Raw genomic sequence first — 18,651 nt, forward strand, 5'->3', positions numbered from 1 at the left:
CACCTGGGGCTGTTTCGTGCGCAGCGGCAGTCAGTCATCAAAGCGGTCGCCTTGGCGGCGACCACGCTTGAGCGCCTGGCCATGTCCAGAATCGCCATAACGCTGCGCCAACCGACGCGCACGTTCCTCCTCGGCACGATCGGTCGCGCTGTGCTCAGCCGCCCGTTCCGGAGCCGGTGCCGGGTGTGTGGTGGCGGCATCGGCGGCGCCGCCGTCGGCACGCACAGACTCCGGTGCACGCTGCGCCGCCACGCGCGTGCGAGCCTGGCGCAACTGCTGCTCATGCTCGGCCTGCTCGGCCTGCTCCCGCTTGCGCTCACGAAGTTCGGCGAAAACAAACCACACCACAATCAACGGGGCAGCGATGCCGAAGAAAATCCACTGAATGCCGTAGGACAAATACGGGCCAGACTCCAACTGGGGCAAGGGAATCGGCAATAGCCCGCCAGGCTGATCCTTAGCCAACTGCACCCAATCCGTAGCCAAATCCGCATCAACGAGATCGCCGACCTGCTCGGTAGAAATGCCATAAACCTGAGTGGCGTCCGGCTCAATAATCGGCGCACGCTCCGGCGCAATCTCATTAAGACGCGCAAACCCCGCCACTGTGACCGGACCCTTCGGCGGGGCCGCAATCTCCGGCAACCCCTCATCAACCGGCGGCTCCCAGCCCCGATCAACCAAATACGTCACACCATCATCAGCACGAAACGCAGTCAGCACCTGAATAGCAGGCTTCGCATCCACCGGACGATTACGCAATAACACCTGCTGATCCGGCAGATACCGACCCGTCAGCGTTACCCGACGCCACTCCGAACCCTCCGGCACCGCACCATCAGGGCCGAACACCTCCTCGGCAGGCACCGGGTCAGTCTCAAAAGCCTCCCGCAGCTGCTCATTGCGCTGCTGGGTCGCGGTATTCTTCCCCAACTGCCACGGCGCAAGCACCGTGAACGCCAAATATGTGAAGGCAAGCGCTAAGACCGCAGCGAGCACCCACCCGGGCGTTAAGAACTGGCGAATTTTGCTACCCACGTCCCCAACCTTACGTCCGCCAGCCTGAAACGCCGCTCAACCCCCAGCCCTTCAGACAGCGGGATAACTAAGAATCGAGCTGTCCAGGAGTAATATAGACCCCTACCGCCGCGAAAGCTGTGGGCGAAAAAGAAGACCCTGGAGGAACCCGTGCCCAATCTTGCTGCGCTGTTCTCCACGCGCAATAAGCGCGTGATGCGGCAGTTCATCCAGTTCGGCCTCGTCGGCGGAACCGGCGTCATCGTCAATACCGCCATCGCCATCCTGTGCCGCAAAACCGGCCTGCATTGGGATATCGGCGAACACGACGTATTCCTCAACCTCTTCGGCACCCGGTGGAATATCCGGATGTCCCACGTCTACGCCACCATTGCGTTCCTCGTCGCCAATATTTGGAACTTCCAGCTCAACCGGTCCTGGACCTTCCGCGTTGACAACCGGCCGAACTGGCTGCGCCAATTCATCCCATTCCTGCTCGCTGGGCTATCGGCACTATTCGTGGCGCTGATCACCATCACCCTGCTGAGCAACCCAACCTCACCGCTAGCGCTGCCAGCAGACATCTTCGATGACTCCACCGGGCTGCGCAACCGCTTCTACTGGGCCAACCTCATCGGCGTCATCCTGGGCACACCCGCGAACTTCATCATCAACAAACTGTGGACCTTCCGGCTCATCGCAGGCGGCAAAAAACGCAAACGCTATGAGCTAGCGGTCATCGACCCCGACTAGCGCTCGCTGGCGTCGTCAAGCAGCGTGCGCACCCACTCCACCACGCCCGGGGTAGCGGCCTCAATCTCCCGACGAGTGCGGGCAAAAGACTCCGCAGTGCCGTAATACGGGTCATCAACCTCGGCGCCTTCCGGCGAATCCGGGTCGAAGGACCGCATCAAGCGAATCCGCTCGGCGCTAATACCCTGCGCGCGCAGCTCCCGAATATGGCCGTTATCCATCGCCACGTACAAAGTGGCGTCATCATGCTCCGGGCCCAACTGGGCCGCAGTGTGCTGCGGATCATGCCCGGCCTGGGCCAGCTCCCGCTGGGCGCGTTCATCGGCATCCTGGCCCACATGCCAAGCGCCGATACCGCAGGACTTAATGAGCACATCCTCGCCCAGGCCCGCGTCCTCAATCGCATCGCGGACAATGATTTCTCCCATCGGGGAGCGGCAAATATTGCCGGAGCAGACAAAAACGAGATAAATGGACTCGGTGCGGCCCGTAGCTGACATGCGTGATTCTCCCGTAGTGGTCTCTCAACAGATACAGCCCACGGCCACCATCAGGCAGCCGCATACTGTGAATGACGTTAGACCATTCCGGTGCCTGCCGGGGCATGGACACCTATTCCGCAAGCAGCCCACGCACCGCCGCGTCCAACTCCTGCATAGTGTGCGCAATAGCGGCGGCCTGCTCGCGTTCCGCATCCGGCCCGTACCCCCACCCCACGGCAACAGCCGGGAGCCCAAACACCGCCGCGCCCGCAAAATCATGACTCCGGTCGCCGATCATCACCACCTGCCGCGGCCCGCGACCTCGGGTATCCGGGGCCTGCGCCGCGTCCGGGGCATAAGCGGCACAACGTGTGGCCGGCAGCCCCAACTCGGCCAAGGCGTACTCGATGACGTCATCTTTTTCGCGCCGCGTGCCGTGGTCATCGGCGGCCCCAATAACATCGAAGAAGTCCAGCAAGCCGAACATATCCAGAGTCTTCCGGGTGTAGTACTCGCCCTTCGACGTTGCCGTGGCCAAGGCGAAACCGTCGGCACGCCACGAATGCAATAATTCCGGCCAGCCAGCAAACATGCTCGTCTGCCGCCATCCGCCACGCTGCTGTTGAGCCATATAGGCCGCCAGGGCAGTCTGCGCCCGCTGGCCAGTAATACCCAGCCGAGCGAAGGACTCCAGCATCGGTGGGCCAGCAATCGTGTCCAAAAACTCCGCGCCCGGCACCGGATGGTCAATAGCAGCCATCGCTTCGCGGAAACCAGCCTGAATACCGGGCAACGAGTCACTCATTGTGCCGTCGAGGTCAATGAGCACAGTGGGGCGATGAGGATGCATATATCCAGTATGCGGGTGCACAAGCGCCAGCGCAGACTAGGCTCGAGGGCACAACTTCTCGCACCAACCGTGGAAGGTGAGCACCTATGGCCGTCACAGTCGGCGATATCCGCACCGCCCTCGATGCGGCCTACCCGCCGCACCTGGCGCACAGCTGGGACCGGGTGGGACTCATCTGCGGCGACCCCAATGAGGAAGTCACCCACGTCAGCGTCGCCCTAGACTGCACCGATGCGGTCGCCGACGCCGCCATCGCCGCTGGTTCACAGATGCTGGTCGTCCACCACCCGCTGCTGCTGCGCGGCGTATCCACCGTCGCCGCCGACACCCCCAAAGGCCGGATCGTGCACAAGCTCATCCGCGCCGGCGTGGCCCTCTTCGCCGCGCACACCAATGCTGATGCCGCCCGCCCCGGCGTCAACGACGTCCTCGCCGAACTGCTCGGCGTCACCCCGGGTGCGCCGCTGGGCCCCCAAAACGTCGACAAGCTCGATCTGTGGGCGGTCAAAGTGCCGCTTGCCGACGCTGAGGCCGTGCGCGAGGCCATGTTCACCGCCGGGGCCGGCGAACTCGGCGACTACAGCGAATGCTCCTTCAGCTACCCAGGTGAAGGACGCTTCCGGCCCAGCACCGACGCCAACCCGCACCTTGGCGAACGCGGCGAACTCGAACACGTCGACGAGCTCAAGATCGAACTGGTGGCACCGAAATCGCGCCGGGCTGCGGTCCGCGACGCCCTGATTGCCGCCCACCCGTACGAGGAACCGGCCTACGACATCATTGAATCCGCCGTCGATGCGGTACCGGCCGAAGAACAGCTGGGTATTGGGCGGATCGGTGAACTTGACGAACCAATGCCATTCCGCGATTTCGTCGCCCGCGTCGGCGAGCGCCTGCCGAAAACCGAATGGGGAGTGCGCGGCGCCGGCGACCCCGAGCGCATCATCCGCCGGGTAGCAGTGAGCTCCGGTTCGGGGGATAGTTTCCTCGATGCCGCCACCGCCGCTGGGGTGGACGCATTCGTCAGCTCCGATTTACGCCACCACCCCGTCGACGAAGCGCTGCGCGCTGGTGCCCCATGCATCGTGGACACCGCTCATTGGGCCAGCGAATTCCCGTGGTGCGGGGCGTGCGCGGACCTCATCACCCGCGAAACCGGGGTCACTGCCGACGTCCTCACCATCCGCACAGACCCGTGGACCGTCGCCGCTGGCGCCACCTACCGGCAGGAACAGTCATGAAAATCGCGCCCAAAACTCAACTCCAACTGCTTGAACTATCCGAATCGCGCACCCAGCTCGACGGGATCGCTGCTCGCCGCGACTCCCTGCCGGAGCGGGCCGAATACACTAAATTGCAGTCCGAAGCCGCCCGCAGCCGCACCGAATCGGCGCGTTCTCGGTTGGCCGCCAAGGACCTCGGCATGGACTTGCGTCGTCTCGAAAGCGACTTGGACAAGCTGCGTCGTCGGGAAGCTGATGACCGACGCACCATGCGCGCCACTGAAGACGAGCAAGCTCGTCGGGATATCGACTATGACCTGCGCTCCACCGTTCGTCGGCGCGAAGCCCTGGAACGCCGCATCGTGGAGGCACGTGACCGTCGGGATGCCTACGACCAGCACACCACCGGGGCTACTGGCGATATCGAAGAACAACTCAGTGCCGCCCGACGCGCCCTCGAAGCCGCCGATGACGCGCTCCTTCGAGAACAACACGAACTGGAGCAGCGGCTCACCGCACTGCGCCGCGTCGTCGACGAGGATTTGCTGGCTGAATTCGACCGTCTGGAGGACGAAGTCGGGATTGCCGTGGTGCGCCTCAATGGCCGCCAATGCCTGAGCTGCTTTATGGACCTAGACCCAGTCACGCTACGAGAATTCGCGCAGCTGGCAGTCGACGACGTCGCAGTATGCCCGGAATGCCAGGCATGGGTGGTCCGCCCAGAAACCATCGCCGCAGCAGAAGGCCGCTAGCCCGTGGCAACGAAAAATATGTCCTGGGCCGGGCTGGACAGTCAGCCCGCGCGGTTGGTCCTGCTGCGCCATGGCCAAACACCCATGAGCGTGGACCGCCGCTATTCCGGGAGCCGTTCCGACGTTGCGCTTACCGACCTAGGTACCCAGCAAGCCCAGCGCGCTGCCGCGGACCTCGCTCGGTCAGGATGGGACTTCGCCGGTATCGTGTGCTCGCCGCTGCTGCGCACTCGCCAAACCGCCGAATTCGCCGCTGAAGCCCTGGGGCTCAGCTTGGAGATCGATGATGACCTGCGGGAACTTGACTTTGGCGACTGGGAAGGAATGACCTTTGCCGAGGCCCGGGAACGTGATCCCGAACAACACGCCGCCTGGATGGCTGACCCAGAACACACCACCCCAGGAGGGGAGTCGTTCGCCGCGCTCGATGCACGAGTGCGGGCCGCGCGGGAGCGGATATGTGAGCGCTACGCCGGGCGGGACGTGCTTGTGGTCAGCCACGTCAGCCCGATCAAAGCCACCCTGCGCCAAGCCATGGGGTCGGGCTATGAAGTATTCACCCGCATGTTCCTCGATCTTGCTTCAGTGTCGGTGGCCGAGTTTTACCCAGAAGGGCGCACGTCGGTGACGCTGGTGAACAGCACCGCGCACCTGCGGTAGGCTGCTACGGGTGAGCGAGCCGGCCGGATGATCGCGGCACGGGGACCAGCGTGAATGCGCTAGGCCCGGCGTCGAGGAAAGTCCGGACTCCACAGGGCATGGTGGTTGTTAACGACAACCCGGGGCAACCCGCGGGACAGTGCCACAGAAAACAAACCGCCCGGGCAGTTTTTCTGCGCGGGTAAGGGTGAAACGGTGCGGTAAGAGCGCACCAGCGCCGTAGGTGACTGCGGCGGCTAGGTAAACCCCACCTGGAGCAAGGCAAGAGGACGCACCCCGTGGTGTGTCTGCTCGGATGTATGAGGGCTGCCCGCCCGAGTCCGAGGGTTAGCTGCTGTGAGGCGCCCAGCAATGGTGCGTCGAGATGGATGATCATCGCCCCCGATGGCCGAAAGGTCTCGGCGGGAACAGAATCCGGCTTATAGGCCGGCTCGTTCACACAGTTTTCACTGCGTCACGGCAGTGGGGTGGACCAGCTTGGATGACGAGATTGGCAAAGACCGCCCCGTGTGGGTCTAATTGCGCTGGTGCGTTTCCGCCGGATTCATCCGTTTGGTGTTCAGAAGAAGTCTTCGGTCGTTGTTGTGCGCGGTAAGCGCATCTGGAAAACCAATGCAGCTCTACTGTGTGTTGGTAGGAAGCACTTTTATACGTCGCGGGTCGTGGTGAATTGGGTATCGCTTCCCACGTATATGAATGATGCATTCAGCAAGCATGGAGAGGTTACCTGTTAAGTCGCTGGTGGTGCATCGTCTGGGCGGTACAACGTCCACCCGAAAAGCTCGTCCGGATTGACTTCCTCCTCTGTCGAATAATGCCCATGAAGCACATAGAGCGTGTCGGTGTCTCCGCTTTCATTAAGTACAGGAAGAAGGGTCGCTGACTCCCTTCCCTTGGCGTTATTGTTCTCCCACTCGATTGCTTCTTCCACCGAAGCGCAGCCGGATAACCTGTACGCCCGGCGAAGTCTGTATTCCAAGTCATGATCCCCTTCGCCATCTGAGTACTCCTCAATGACTGGAAGCGACCGGTTTTCCCAGAAGATGACGTAGTAGTCGGGGGTTGTGTGTTCCTTCATGTAGGGGCGTTCTGCGGGACGGGTGAAGCCTTCGGTTACTTCGATCATGACCCCACTACTACACCACTTTTCACACCTCGAGAAGGGGCCCATCCGCCAACAGGCCAGTACTGTTCAGCTACGATCTTGCGGTGCACGCTGCGATGCGGATGAGGCCGCTAAAGCACGCCGCCGCATTGCCTTTGCCCGCGACTGGTAAGTGTCACGCGAATTATTGGAAGTGACCATTTTTCCGCACAGTACGGAGATATTGTCTTTCTCGTATGTAATAAGAAGATTGCTTATATTTAGGTAATCGCGTTTTTGTTGCCGCATAACCGCATAACAGAAAATCCCGTAGGTGCGGCAACTTCGACGAGAGCTTTATGGTTTAAGAAAACCTAGCGGCCGTTTTTCTCCGACTCAATGATAGCCAATGCCGTAATAAGGGATTTAGCCAAGGTCTCAGTTTTTAACTGGTTTCCGGCTTTAACATCAGAATTGTCAAGTATGGACCGAACTAAACACGCAGTTCCTGGGTATAACTCCTGGTCGAGGATAGCAAGGATTGACTCAAGAGTTCCCTTAAAATCGGACTCTGGATGCTGTTGTTTATCTACGTTGTTTTCGTCGAAATATCGAGACATGGACCCAAGCTTAGGTGACTCGAGTCCATGTGATCACTGAAAACAGGTGTCGAGGTCCACGGGCATAGCTGCACTTTGGCCGGTTAGCACCTGTGCCTGGTGAGCATCGGGGAGGGGGATGAGGAATTGAGGATGAACGCACCGAAAAGCCCCTCCGCGCGCAGCGAAGCACAACGGAGGGGCGCAACAGCAATACAGCTAGATGAACTGGCTATATGCAGGCAGGTCGAGGAAACCATTACCGGACAGCCCCAGCAGAATCACCGGGCCGGTCCCGGGCTCACCGGTGTGCTTGCGGGCCTCGGTGAGAGCCGCAGCAATGGCGTGATTGGACTCAGGAGCCGGCACAGTGCCCTCGGTTCGGGCAAAGAGCACGCCCGCGGCGAACGCGTCTTCCTGGGTGATCGCAGTAGCCTCGAGCAGGCCCAACTCCATGGCGTGGGAGACCATCGGGGACATTGCGTGATAACGCAGGCCACCAGCATGAATCGGGTCCGGGACGAAATCCTGGCCCAGGGTGTGCATCTTCAGCAAGGGGGTCATGCCGGCCACATCGCCGTGGTCGTAGCGGTACTCGCCCTTGGTCAGTGACGGGCACTTGGCCGGCTCGGCGGCCACAATGCGCGCGTCGGTAAGCCCCTGCAGGTTCGACCCGATGAACGGGAAGGTCAAGCCCGCCAGGTTAGAACCACCACCGGCGCACCCAACAACCATGTCCGGGCCGTCGATCTCGCCGAACATCTCCAGCTGCCGGATCGCCTCCTGGCCGATGATGGTCTGGTGCAGCATGACGTGGTTGAGCACCGAGCCCAGCGCGTAGCGAGCATTATCGCTGCCCATGGCCACCTCAATGGCCTCGGACACGGCCATCCCCAGCGACCCCGGGGTATCGGGGTGCTTGGCGAGGATATTGCGGCCCGCCTCGGTCAGATCCGACGGCGACGGGTGCACGGTAGCGCCGTAGACATCCATCAACATCCGTCGGTAGGGCTTGGAATCGTAGGAGGCGCGAACCTGCCAGACCTCCACGTCCTGCTCGAAGAACTGGCCGGCGAAGGCCAGTGAGGCGCCCCACTGGCCAGCGCCGGTCTCGGTGGTCAGCTTCTCAATGCCGTCGAGCTTGTTGTAGTAGGCCTGGGCAATCGAGGTATTGGGCTTGTGCGAACCGATCGGGGAGACCGACTCGTTCTTGTAGTAGATCCGAGCAGAGGTCCCCAGAGCCTTCTCCAACCGTGGCGCGCGGGCCAGCGGGGAAGGCCGCCAGATGGTGTAAATCTCGCGTACCGGTTCCGGGATCTCGATATAACGCTCGGTGGAAAACTCCTGCTCGCACAGGCCAGTGGCGAAAAGAGCCGACATTTCCTCGGCGGTAATGGGCTCTTTTGTGCCGGGGTTGAGGTGCGGCGGCATCGGCTCCGGGAAGTCCGCAGCGAGGTTGTACCAATGCGTCGGCATCAGTGACTCGGAAAGCACGGCCTTGGTCATCGGCTCGGCAGGCACGCTTGCATCATTAACGGGCGCTTGCGCGCTGGCTTCACTGGAGTGTGTCATGCCTTCCAGATTAACCCCGCAGCCGCACCTGTTAGCGGTAATTCCCAACCTCCGGCGCCATGAATTGCGCCGCGGATGTCCTCGGCCAGTTCAGCCGGGCCCCACGCCACTGCCGCCGCCCCCGGGGCCGAGACACAGCGGCACGCCGCGCCGGCATTATTCGCTGCAGTAATAAGCCGACCAAGCGGATTATCGGGGTCAATGCTCTTATCCCGGGTGCGGGTATCGACCCGGATAGTGGCCAGGCAGGCCGATACGTCGCCATGCCGAATATGTCCGGACAAGGCGCGCGCACGATCTGAGCTCCCCGCAGTTTCTTCCAGCCAGCGTGCGGCGCGTCCCTCGGTGGGGGCCTCACTATTGGCATCGACCTCGTGCCGGGCCCGAATCCACTCCACAACGCGGGTATCCGCGTCGGGAAGCGCCGCCAACGTCGGCACGCCAAAAGTCCGGCAGGCATCGGCGAAAAATCCGTGCCGATTCGCCGGGGCGCTACCGCCGGTCAGATCCGCCGAGCACAGTGCAGTCAACGCAACCTGGTCGGGCAACGGCAACTGGGTGACCGCACCATCGGCATGGTTGCACAGCAGCACATGGCCGGCCTTCGCGCGCAGCGCGGCGGTATAGGGGTAGAGGGGAACATGCTCGCCGACATGGGCGGCCTGGGCTTCTTGCAGTGCCGACGCGAGCCGCGCGCGGGCGGGAACATCGTCACGGTCGCCCCACAATTCATTGGCGGCCAAGGCGATAGCACTCTGCACAGCGGCGATATCGCCCAGGCCGCGCTGTGCGGGAATATCGGACTCGATGGTGATGTCCAGGCCAGCATCCATCCGTGGAATCACATGGATAATGTGCGCCAACGCCACCACAGCCGCAGCTACCGACGCCACCGGCTGCGGCAGATCCTCAGGAACGGACTCCGGCATATCCATGGTGTGCACTGACCCATTGCTGCGCACCGTGAGCGTGCCATCCTTAGTCGGCACCAGGGCGACGGCAGCCGAAACCGGCAGCGCAGCGGTGATCAGCATGCCGCCGGTGCGAGAGCATGGCTCGCCGATGAGCTCGATGCTGCCGGGTGCGTGGGCGGCTGCTGCGCCGGAGGGGAGCTGCCCATGTGGGGCAACGGCACCGAGCACTCGGTCCAGGGCGGGATGGCCGGTCATCGGGATCCTTTCCGTCGAATGCTGTTCACAAGCCCCGGATTATGGGGCCTCGATGTGGGCTTATGCTACCCGGTGTACGGGCCTTCTTTTGGTGGGGGAGTCTCGGGCACAATGGCGTCGCGCCAGCGCTCGTGGGGTGAGCCACGTAGTCTTAGGTGCATAAAAATCGTTCACCGATATTGGTGCGGCACCCACAACAAGGAGCGGTTATGAAGGACAAGTGGTACTACGACCCCAGCACCGGCGATGTCTTCCAAGGCAAGCAGAAGGGCTGGAATGACCGGATGGGCCCCTACGACACCGAAAAAGAAGCCCGCCACGCCATGGACCGAGTCAAGGCCAATAATGAAGCCGCCGACGACTGGGACGAAGCAGACGACAACTGGGGCGAACCGCCGCAGAAACTCTAGCTAGTCCCCGGAGGCGTGCCGACTATAGCTTCTTTTCCAGCTTGCGGTACGCCTTTTCGATGCCCTTCATACGCTCCTTATAGTCGGACAGTGCAGCCAGGCCATCGGCGTATTCAATCTGGTACAGCACCCCGTAGCCAAAAGTGTCCTGGCCCAGCCGGTGCGCCCGACGGGCCTTGCGTAGCAACACCTCACGGGCAGTCACCGTGTCCTGGAAATCTCCCAGCGAAGACTGCATTTCCTTGCAGGCCTTATACAGGCTCTTCGTTTTCAACCCAGCTCCACCAGCAGCTTCGGCGGAGTAGCGCAGTTTCTTCGCGGCCTTACGCACATCGTGGAACCGTTCCTCACGGTCCTGGCGCGACAGCTCAGTATTGCCCCAGTCGGACATGGCCTTCTTATGCCGTTTCATCAGCTTGCGGTAGGCCTGGGCAAGGTGCTTTGCCAGAACCGCAGCGGTGTCCTCTGTCTTGACTGGCTGGTGTGCCTTTTTCTCCTTCGGCTCGGCCTCCGCCTCGGGCTGCTCGGCCTCCTCCTCTGGTTGCTCGGCTGGCGTGGCGTCTTCTTCAGCTTCACCAGGGTGCTCGAGCACCGGCGGGTCAGCGAGCAACGCGTCGAGTTCGTCGAGCAGATTGAGGTAGCGATCCGAGTCCAACGCGGCAATGACATGACGGTGCGCACGGGTGTACTCCCGACGCATATCCGCAGCTAGAGCCTCACGAATCGACGGGTCGATACCTTCGGCCTCTTCACGAGTCATCAGGTTTTCGAAGCGTTCGGCAACCACTTCGGCGTCGCGGGCCACACCAAGGATTCCGGCAAGAGCCTTCAGTTCATGCTCGACAAGCTCGAGGCGCTGGCCACCAAGAATCCCGTGGAAGGTCTGCAGGTGCGAGCGCAGCTCCCGGGTAGCCACCCGCATCTGGTGCACCGAATCCCACTCATCGCGGCGAACCAGCGGATCTGTTTCCAGTAGCTTGTCGCGGTTAGCAGCCAGGGCGTCGACAACAGTGCGTGCCGCAGTGCCCTTCGGCGGCGGCGTGGGCGACTGCGGCTGCGGCACATTATCGACAGAGTCACCCAGGGCAGCGGCTAATTTCGACGGGCTCGCCTCATCGCTGGCCCCAGCGCCGAGGAACACATCGTGGGCATGGGTCAGCATCATCTCGCCGCGCTCAGTGCCGGCGATATCGCCAACCAGCTCTAACTCCCATTCCCGCCACGAGGTTTCCTGCCCACCAGGCAGCAGTGAACGAGCGGTGACATGGTCATCACAAAACTCCGCGATCACCGCACCGGATGCATCACGAAGCAGGTAAATATGGCGGGAATTATTAACCTCAGCGATAGGGTCCAGCCTGTGGTTGCGCACCATCGCGCGCACCGGGCCGAGCACCTCCGCTGGTGCCGGGTCGTCGGGATTGCCCAGTGGCGCGCCCAACTCCATCCGGCCCTTACCGGCTGGGGTTTTAAGGTGCCAGCCCTCATCAGAACCACCGGTACGCCGCCGCAGCGTGCGCTTAGCGCGGGTCAACACCAAATCCTCGGTGTCGTAGTAGACCGCAGAGAGCTCAATAATCTCTGGCTCATCGGCGGAGACCACCTCAGCAAGGGCGGTCAACGTCGGTACCGTGATGTCGTCAGCTACAGAGAACTTCGCTTCAATTTCCAGAGACTGCGTGGTGCTCATGCCAGCAATATTACCGGTCAGCCGGACATTGAGGGCCCGTCACAGCATAAGGGTGGATTACTCGGCGAAAGTGTGGTCTGCGGTGGGGAAGTCGCCAGCCTCGACCTGTTCCCGGTACACCCGGGCGCCCTGGCTCATCAATGCGCCAACTTCAGCGAAGGTTTTCGCAAAACTCGGCCGACGGCCACCAGCGGGCACCGCCAACATGTCCTGCCAGACCAACACCTGGGCATCGCAATCAGGACCAGCGCCAATTCCCACCGTCGGAATGCCCAACTCCTTGGTGATCTCAGCTGCCAGCGGGCCAGGCACCATCTCCAGCACCACCGCAGAGGCACCGGCATCTTGTACCGCCAGTGCGTCGGCACGCAACGCCTCAGCCCCCGCACCGCGACCCTGCACCTTGAAACCGCCAAGATTATGTACCGACTGCGGCGTAAAACCGATATGAGCCATGACCGGAATGCCCGCGGCAACTAGCGCGCGAATACGCTCAGCCATCCGCACGCCGCCCTCGATCTTGATCATGTGCGCGCCGGACTTGGCCATCATGGTCGTCGCGCTGCGCACCGCCTGCTCGTCGGAAGCCTCATACGTGCCAAAAGGAAGGTCAGCGACAACGAGAGCCTTCGGCGCGCCGCGAACCACCGCGCGGGCCAACGGAATCATTTCATCAAGAGTGACCTCGGCAGTCGTAGCGCAGCCATAGATGACATTCGCTGCGGAATCCCCGACTAACAACACCTCAATATCGGCATCGGAAAAAGCCTGGGCAGAGCTGTAGTCGTAGGCCGTGAGCATCGCCCACCGGCGACCCTCCGACTTCCACCGAGCGAGGTCATCAACACGGGTCTGCTTAGCGCTCATGGTCATAGACTATTCCACGCATGTCCGATTCGCGGCTATCGTCGGAAGATATGAACCGCCAACAGGAATTCGTCCTGCGCACGATCGAAGAAAGAGACATCCGATTCATTCGGCTGTGGTTCACCGACATCCAGGGCTACTTAAAGTCCGTTGCGGTGGCACCGGCTGAGCTCGAAGGGGCATTTACCGAGGGCATCGGCTTCGACGGCTCCGCCATCGAGGGTTTTTCCCGCGTCTCCGAGGCCGACACCATCGCCCGGCCCGACCCGTCGACCTTCCAGATCCTGCCGTGGCGCGATGGCGCCGAAGAACCCGACTCCGCCCGCATCTACTGCGATATCACCATGCCCGACGGCCAGCCCAGCTGGGCTGACCCGCGCCACGTGCTGCGTGGCCAAGTGCAAGCCGCAGCCGATATGGGATTCGTGCCCTATATCCACCCCGAGATCGAGTTCTTCCTCGTCGATTCGCTCGACACGGGCGGCAACCCGCCGGTGCCCGCCGATAATGGCGGCTATTTCGACCAGGCCGTGCACGAAAAAGCCCCCAACTTCCGACGGGAGGCCATCTCCGCGCTGGAAGCCATGGGCATCCAGGTGGAGTACTCGCACCACGAGGGCGCTCCCGGCCAGCAGGAAATCGACCTGCGCTATGCCGACGCCATCACTATGGCGGACAACATCATGACCCTGCGCCACCTCATCAAACGGGTGGCGATGAGCAATAACGTCCGCGCCACTTTCATGCCGAAGCCGTTCGCGGACCAGCCCGGCTCGGCGATGCACACCCACTTCTCCTTATTTGAGGGCGATGAAAACGCTTTCCATGACCCCGATGATGAGGACCAGCTGTCGCCGACTGCCCGGAAGTTCATTGCCGGCATCCTCACCCACGCCCACGAAATCTCGGCGGTCACGAACCAATGGGTGAACTCCTATAAGCGCATCGTTTTCGGTGAGGAAGCCCCCACCGCTGCGTCGTGGGGCATGGCGAACCGCTCGGCCCTGGTGCGAGTACCCATGTATTCCCCGGGTAAAGCCAGTTCCCGCCGGGTGGAGGTACGCTCCATAGACTCCGCGTGTAACCCGTACTTGGCCTACGCGGTGGTGCTAGCAGCCGGGCTGAAAGGCATCCGTGAGGACTACGTGCTGCCGGCCCAGGCTGAGGACAATATTTCTCAGATGACCCGCCGGGAGCGCCGCGCGCTGGGCTACCGTGACTTGCCGACCAGCCTCGACCAGGCACTGAAGCAGATGGAACGTTCGGACTTGGTCGCCGAGACGCTAGGCGAGCACGTGTACGAATTTTTCCTGCGCAATAAGTGGCGCGAGTGCCGCGATTACCAGAGCCAGGTCACCCCCTGGGAGCTGCGCGCCAATCTCGACTACTGACCAACGCCCGCCAACCAGCCAAGGACTGTAGGCAAGCACCCGTTATGTCGAATCGACCCCGTACTTCGCGTTCTGCCGTACCCACCCCAGCTCAGCTAGGCCTGGATGGGGGTGAACGGGCACGCACAGATCTGCGCGATCTCGGCTGGTACGACGAAAACAGCCTTGAGCTGCTGTGGGGGCTTGCTGGCGCTTCAGACCCGAACCTGGCGCTGACGGCACTGATTCGGTTGAAGCAGCAGCTGCATGAGCCTGCCGACGAGGACGCTGTCCCGACGTGGGCGCAGTGGGACAGCCTCGACGCCGCGATGCGCAATACTGTGGCGCTGCGCACCCGCATATTCGCGTTATTAGGCGGCAGTACAGCCTTAGGTGATCATCTCATCGCCAACCCCACCACATGGACGTTGCTGATGGCAGATCTGCCTACGCGAGGTGATCTGTACCGGGAGATGCTCACAGCGGTCGAGGCAAGCCCTGAAGAACCGGAGCTTACCGACGATGATTCCGTGGCTGCTGCCGAGGAGTTAGACGCCCGGCCACTGCCGGAAAGCTCGCCCGACCTTGAGGGACCAGGGCTATACCGCGCCGGGCTTACCGGTGTGGAGGCCGAGCGCGCGATGAAGCGGTCCTACCGCAATCTGATGATGCGGATCGCGGCGGCGGATCTGGCTGGTACCTCCCCGCGCGGTCCACGACGGCCAGGCCAGCCGCCGGTACCATTTCGCGATCTCACCCGGTCGTTGTCGGACCTGGCCGACGCGGCACTGACCGCCTCCCTGGCGGTCGCGGTGGCGACGACATACCCGAATAAGCCGGTCTCGACGCGCCTGGCGGTATTGGCGATGGGCAAGTGTGGTGCCCAGGAGCTCAATTACATCTCCGATGTGGATGTCATTTTCGTCGCAGAACCAGCCGATAACCGTGCTACTCGGCTTGCCAGCGAGTTCATCCGGGTCTCGTGTAAGTGCTTCTTCGAAGTCGATGCCGCCCTGCGCCCGGAGGGTAAGTCCGGTGCTTTGGTGCGCACCCTTGATTCGCATGTGGCGTACTACAAGCGCTGGGCGCATACCTGGGAGTTCCAGGCGCTGCTGAAAGCCCGGCCGATGACTGGCGATATGACCCTGGCGCGCGATTATGTCGACACGTTGTCTCCGATGGTGTGGACCGCTTCCCAGCGGGATTCTTTCGTCGAGGATGTGCAGGCGATGCGTTTGCGCGTGATCGACAACGTGCCTGAAGATATGCGCTCCCGGGAGCTCAAGCTGGGCCCGGGTGGGCTGCGTGATGTCGAGTTCGCGGTGCAGTTGCTGCAGATGGTGCATGGCCGCTATGACGAGTCTTTGCGCGTCACCGCCACTGTGGAGGCACTCGATGCGCTCATTGAGGGCGGCTTTATTGGCCGCGATGACGGTTCTTCGTTAATTGAGTGCTACGAGCTGATGCGTTTGCTTGAGCACCGCCTGCAGTTACAGAAAATGCGGCGTACGCATACCCTGCCCGCCCCGGATGATGAGGCGTGTCTGCGCTGGCTTTCGCGCTCTGCTGGGGTGGTGGCCAAGGGCAGCGATAATTCGGTCGCCGCTCTTAATCGGGTGGTTAAGTCCACCGCGGTGCAGATTCGTAGCCTGCACAATAAGTTGTTCTACCGCCCGCTGCTTAATTCTGTTGTTGAGCAGGATATCGGCACGTTGCAGCTGTCTGCCGAAGCCGCGAAACGTCAGTTGGCGGTGCTGGGCTATAACTACCCCGACCGTGCTTTCGAGCACTTAACGGCGTTGGCCTCTGGTGGTTCCCGCAAGGCCCGGATTCAGGCGATGCTGCTGCCGACGTTGATGGAGTGGCTGTCTGGCACCCCGGACCCGGATGCTGGGTTGCTCAACTACCGAAAGCTTTCCGACGCGCTGCACGAAAAACCGTGGTTTTTGCGCATGTTGCGTGATGAGGGCATCGTCGGCCGGCGTTTGATGCATGTGCTCGGCACTTCGCCGTACGTGTCGAAGTTGTTGTTGACCGCGCCGGATTCGGTGAAGCTTTTCGGTGATGGGGCTAATGGCCCGAAGCTGCGTGAGGCTAATCCGGAGACGGTGAGCCGTTCTTTGGTGTCGGCGGCCGCGCGCCATTCCGACCCGGATCGGGCGATTGCGGTGGCCCGGGCGTTGCGCCGTGCGGAGCTGGCTCGGGTAGCTAGCGCGGACATGCTCGGCATGATGGATGTGCGCGAAGTGTGTGACTCCTTGTCGAAGGTGTGGGATGCGGTTCTGGAGGCGGCGTTGTCCGCAGAGATCCGCGGTTGGCAATTGCAGCACCCCGACGAGCCAGTCCCGGCAGCGATGAGTGTGATCGGCATGGGTCGTCTCGGTGGCGCGGAGCTGGGCTATGGCTCCGATGCTGATGTGATGATGGTGTGCGATGTGAACCGCGATGAGGACGGCAATCCGGTTGTCGACGAGTCAGATGCGGTGCGCTGGGCCACGGGTATTTGTGACCGGTTGCGTCGTCGCCTGGCTAAGCCCTCCCAGGACCCGCCGTTGGAGGTGGACCTGGATCTGCGCCCAGAGGGGCGTTCGGGTGCGACGGTGCGCACGCTGGATAGTTATGTGAAGTACTACCAGCGTTGGGGTGAGACCTGGGAACTGCAGGCTTTGCTGCGCGCGACCTGGATCGCCGGCGACCGTGACCTGGGTATCCGTTTCTTGCACGCCATCGATCCGCTGCGCTACCCGGAGCAGGGGGCTAGTGCGAAAACTGTGCAGGAAGTGCGTCGAATGAAGGCGCGTGTCGATAATGAGCGTTTGCCGCGGGGCGCGAATCGTCGCACGCACACCAAGCTCGGTTATGGTGCGCTGACGGATATTGAGTGGACTGTGCAGCTACTGACTCTGCAGCATGCGCATACGGTCCCGGGGTTGCATGAGACGTCGACGCTGAAGTGTTTGGACGCCCTGGAGGAGGCTGAGGTGCTCAGCGCTGAGGACGTGGCGGACCTACGTGATGGTTGGTTGACGGCCACCCGGGCCCGTAATGCGTTGGTCCTGGCGCGCGGTAAGCGCACCGATCAGCTGCCGCAGCCGGGGCCGCAGTTGGCTCCTGTAGCGGGTGCTGCTGGTTGGGACCACACTGATTCGGCGGGCTTTATGGAGAACTATCTTCGCGTTTCCCGACATGCTCGTCGGGTCGTGGATCGGGTCTTCTGGGGCGAGGAAGATCCGGGGTATCACTAGGTCACGCTGCTAATACCAACTGGACTGGCAGCCCCGTTGTCGGGTTAGACTGGCCACGATGACCACCTCAAGCTCTCGCGCGCACACGCCGGCCCGCCCCCGGCGTGGCAGCCGCATGCTGCGAGTAGTCCCCACCGTGTTGGTCATCGCCGCGACTGTGCTGACCGGAGCGGTCGGCATCAACCTAGCCACCGGCCACACTGAACCCTATGAGGCCGCCGTGGACGCCCAGGTCCGCCGCGAGCGGGGCCTGCCTGAGGAGCAGGTCCGCAGCATCGTCGATAATTATGTCGATAGCGTGCGTCTGCCGCACCCGCGTGATGAAGAGCTTGTCGGGCTTATCGCCAAGGAAAAGCAGCCCGACGCTGAGGCTGTGCGGGCAGCTGTGGATACCCAGCTCGACGAGTGGAACCTCACTCCTGATGGCACCTTGGCGCGCAATAATTGCCCGCTGCAGGCTAAGGCGTGTGTTGACCTGGAAAACCGGCTGGCTTGGCTGCAGCAAGACGGCAAGGTGACCTATGGGCCGGTGCCCACAATTGGTGGCACTGTGGTTGATCCCACCCCGCGTGGCACGTTCACTGTGGTGTGGAAGAAGATCGACGACTACAGCAGGGCCTATGAGGTCGATATCCCGTTTTCGGTGTACTTCACCGATAACGGCATTGCCTTCCATGAGGGCGCTCTTGATGAGCATTCCCATGGCTGTTTGCATCTAGCCCACCGGGATGCGCCGACGTTTTTTGATCGGCTTGAGGAAGGCGACACCGTCGTCGTCATGTAATCGCCGGTACCGCTTGGTCTGTTTATTGCCGCGGTACGTGTGTCGATCCTACCTGCCCGCAGCGTCGGCAAGCCTCTCTAGTAGCTGCTGTGACCACTGTTCACGCGCCATTTTTTCGGTGGGG

At 62.0% G+C, this 18,651-nt stretch carries 16 protein-coding genes and 1 other RNA gene; 9 read left to right on the forward strand and 8 right to left on the reverse strand.

The genetic code is table 11. From position 1 onward, the window contains the following. Nucleotides 1-30: 30 nt before the first annotated feature. Complete coding sequence (locus tag KRX51_RS07740; protein ID WP_218362555.1) at nt 31-1,038, reverse strand: SURF1 family cytochrome oxidase biogenesis protein; 1,008 nt, start codon at nt 1,036-1,038, stop codon at nt 31-33. 195 nt (nt 1,039-1,233) lie between these two features. Here KRX51_RS07740 and KRX51_RS07745 point away from each other — a divergent pair, with 195 nt between their 5' ends. Continuing rightward, nucleotides 1,234-1,770: a GtrA family protein gene (locus tag KRX51_RS07745; RefSeq protein ID WP_218362606.1), complete on the forward strand. Its 537-nt coding sequence runs from the start codon at nt 1,234-1,236 to the stop codon at nt 1,768-1,770. Here the strand turns inward: KRX51_RS07745 and KRX51_RS07750 are convergent. Together KRX51_RS07750 and KRX51_RS07755 are read right to left on the reverse strand one after the other, a co-directional pair. Beyond that, nucleotides 1,767-2,270: a low molecular weight protein-tyrosine-phosphatase gene (locus KRX51_RS07750; RefSeq protein WP_218362556.1), complete on the reverse strand. Its 504-nt coding sequence runs from the start codon at nt 2,268-2,270 to the stop codon at nt 1,767-1,769. The genes KRX51_RS07745 and KRX51_RS07750 overlap by 4 nt on opposite strands. 112 nt (nt 2,271-2,382) lie before the next feature. Further along, nucleotides 2,383-3,102 (reverse strand): HAD hydrolase-like protein, encoded by a 720-nt coding sequence (locus KRX51_RS07755; RefSeq protein WP_218362557.1) that lies wholly within the window; start codon nt 3,100-3,102, stop codon nt 2,383-2,385. 86 nt (nt 3,103-3,188) lie between these two features. Between KRX51_RS07755 and KRX51_RS07760 the strand changes: the two genes are divergently transcribed. The 4 genes from KRX51_RS07760 to rnpB all read left to right on the forward strand — a co-directional run bounded on the left by KRX51_RS07760 (nt 3,189) and on the right by rnpB (nt 6,175). After that, the gene (locus KRX51_RS07760) at nt 3,189-4,343 is read left to right on the forward strand and encodes a Nif3-like dinuclear metal center hexameric protein (protein ID WP_218362558.1); all 1,155 of its coding nucleotides are present in this window, start codon (nt 3,189-3,191) and stop codon (nt 4,341-4,343) included. Next, nucleotides 4,340-5,077, forward strand: coding sequence for a zinc ribbon domain-containing protein (locus KRX51_RS07765; protein WP_218362559.1), 738 nt, complete (start codon nt 4,340-4,342; stop codon nt 5,075-5,077). Before KRX51_RS07760 ends, KRX51_RS07765 begins: the two co-directional genes overlap by 4 nt. An 18-nt stretch (nt 5,078-5,095) precedes the next feature. Next, the gene (locus KRX51_RS07770; RefSeq protein WP_218362607.1) at nt 5,096-5,737 is read left to right on the forward strand and encodes a histidine phosphatase family protein; all 642 of its coding nucleotides are present in this window, start codon (nt 5,096-5,098) and stop codon (nt 5,735-5,737) included. Nucleotides 5,738-5,752: 15 nt separating this feature from the next. Further along, nucleotides 5,753-6,175, forward strand: an RNA gene (gene rnpB, locus KRX51_RS07775) — RNase P RNA component class A. A gap of 292 nt (nt 6,176-6,467) precedes the next feature. On the opposite strand, the gene KRX51_RS07780 is transcribed toward rnpB, so the two are convergent. The 3 genes from KRX51_RS07780 to KRX51_RS07790 all read right to left on the reverse strand — a co-directional run bounded on the left by KRX51_RS07780 (nt 6,468) and on the right by KRX51_RS07790 (nt 10,161). Beyond that, nucleotides 6,468-6,863 (reverse strand): hypothetical protein, encoded by a 396-nt coding sequence (locus tag KRX51_RS07780; RefSeq protein WP_218362560.1) that lies wholly within the window; start codon nt 6,861-6,863, stop codon nt 6,468-6,470. A gap of 776 nt (nt 6,864-7,639) precedes the next feature. Continuing rightward, complete coding sequence (locus tag KRX51_RS07785) at nt 7,640-8,926, reverse strand: TrpB-like pyridoxal phosphate-dependent enzyme (RefSeq protein WP_218362608.1); 1,287 nt, start codon at nt 8,924-8,926, stop codon at nt 7,640-7,642. Between the two features lie 62 nt (nt 8,927-8,988). Further along, the gene (locus KRX51_RS07790) at nt 8,989-10,161 is read right to left on the reverse strand and encodes a hypothetical protein (protein ID WP_218362561.1); all 1,173 of its coding nucleotides are present in this window, start codon (nt 10,159-10,161) and stop codon (nt 8,989-8,991) included. Nucleotides 10,162-10,370: 209 nt separating this feature from the next. Between KRX51_RS07790 and KRX51_RS07795 the strand changes: the two genes are divergently transcribed. Then, nucleotides 10,371-10,571: an SPOR domain-containing protein gene (locus KRX51_RS07795; protein WP_218362562.1), complete on the forward strand. Its 201-nt coding sequence runs from the start codon at nt 10,371-10,373 to the stop codon at nt 10,569-10,571. A gap of 22 nt (nt 10,572-10,593) precedes the next feature. Here KRX51_RS07795 and KRX51_RS07800 read toward each other — a convergent pair whose 3' ends face one another. Then, a complete protein-coding gene (locus KRX51_RS07800; RefSeq protein WP_218362563.1) occupies nt 10,594-12,261 on the reverse strand; it encodes a CYTH and CHAD domain-containing protein in 1,668 nt (555 codons plus the stop codon). A 57-nt stretch (nt 12,262-12,318) separates the two neighbouring features. Continuing rightward, nucleotides 12,319-13,128 carry a 3-methyl-2-oxobutanoate hydroxymethyltransferase gene (gene panB / locus KRX51_RS07805; RefSeq protein ID WP_218362564.1) on the reverse strand — a complete coding sequence of 270 codons (810 nt, stop codon included), beginning with the start codon at nt 13,126-13,128 and terminating at the stop codon, nt 12,319-12,321. Nucleotides 13,129-13,178: 50 nt separating this feature from the next. Between panB and KRX51_RS07810 the strand changes: the two genes are divergently transcribed. The 3 genes from KRX51_RS07810 to KRX51_RS07820 are packed head-to-tail and all read left to right on the forward strand — an operon-like array spanning nt 13,179 to nt 18,527. Further along, nucleotides 13,179-14,519, forward strand: coding sequence for a glutamine synthetase family protein (locus KRX51_RS07810; protein WP_218362609.1), 1,341 nt, complete (start codon nt 13,179-13,181; stop codon nt 14,517-14,519). 44 nt (nt 14,520-14,563) lie between these two features. Further along, nucleotides 14,564-17,743 (forward strand): bifunctional [glutamine synthetase] adenylyltransferase/[glutamine synthetase]-adenylyl-L-tyrosine phosphorylase, encoded by a 3,180-nt coding sequence (locus KRX51_RS07815; protein ID WP_218362565.1) that lies wholly within the window; start codon nt 14,564-14,566, stop codon nt 17,741-17,743. 58 nt (nt 17,744-17,801) lie between these two features. Next, on the forward strand, nt 17,802-18,527 hold the full coding sequence (locus KRX51_RS07820) for a L,D-transpeptidase (protein ID WP_218362566.1): 726 nt from the start codon (nt 17,802-17,804) through the stop codon (nt 18,525-18,527). The last annotated feature ends 124 nt before the right edge of the window (nt 18,528-18,651 follow it).

Origin of the sequence: Corynebacterium sp. TAE3-ERU12 (assembly GCF_019209905.1) — a bacterium.
Classification (GTDB): Bacteria; Actinomycetota; Actinomycetes; order Mycobacteriales; family Mycobacteriaceae; genus Corynebacterium.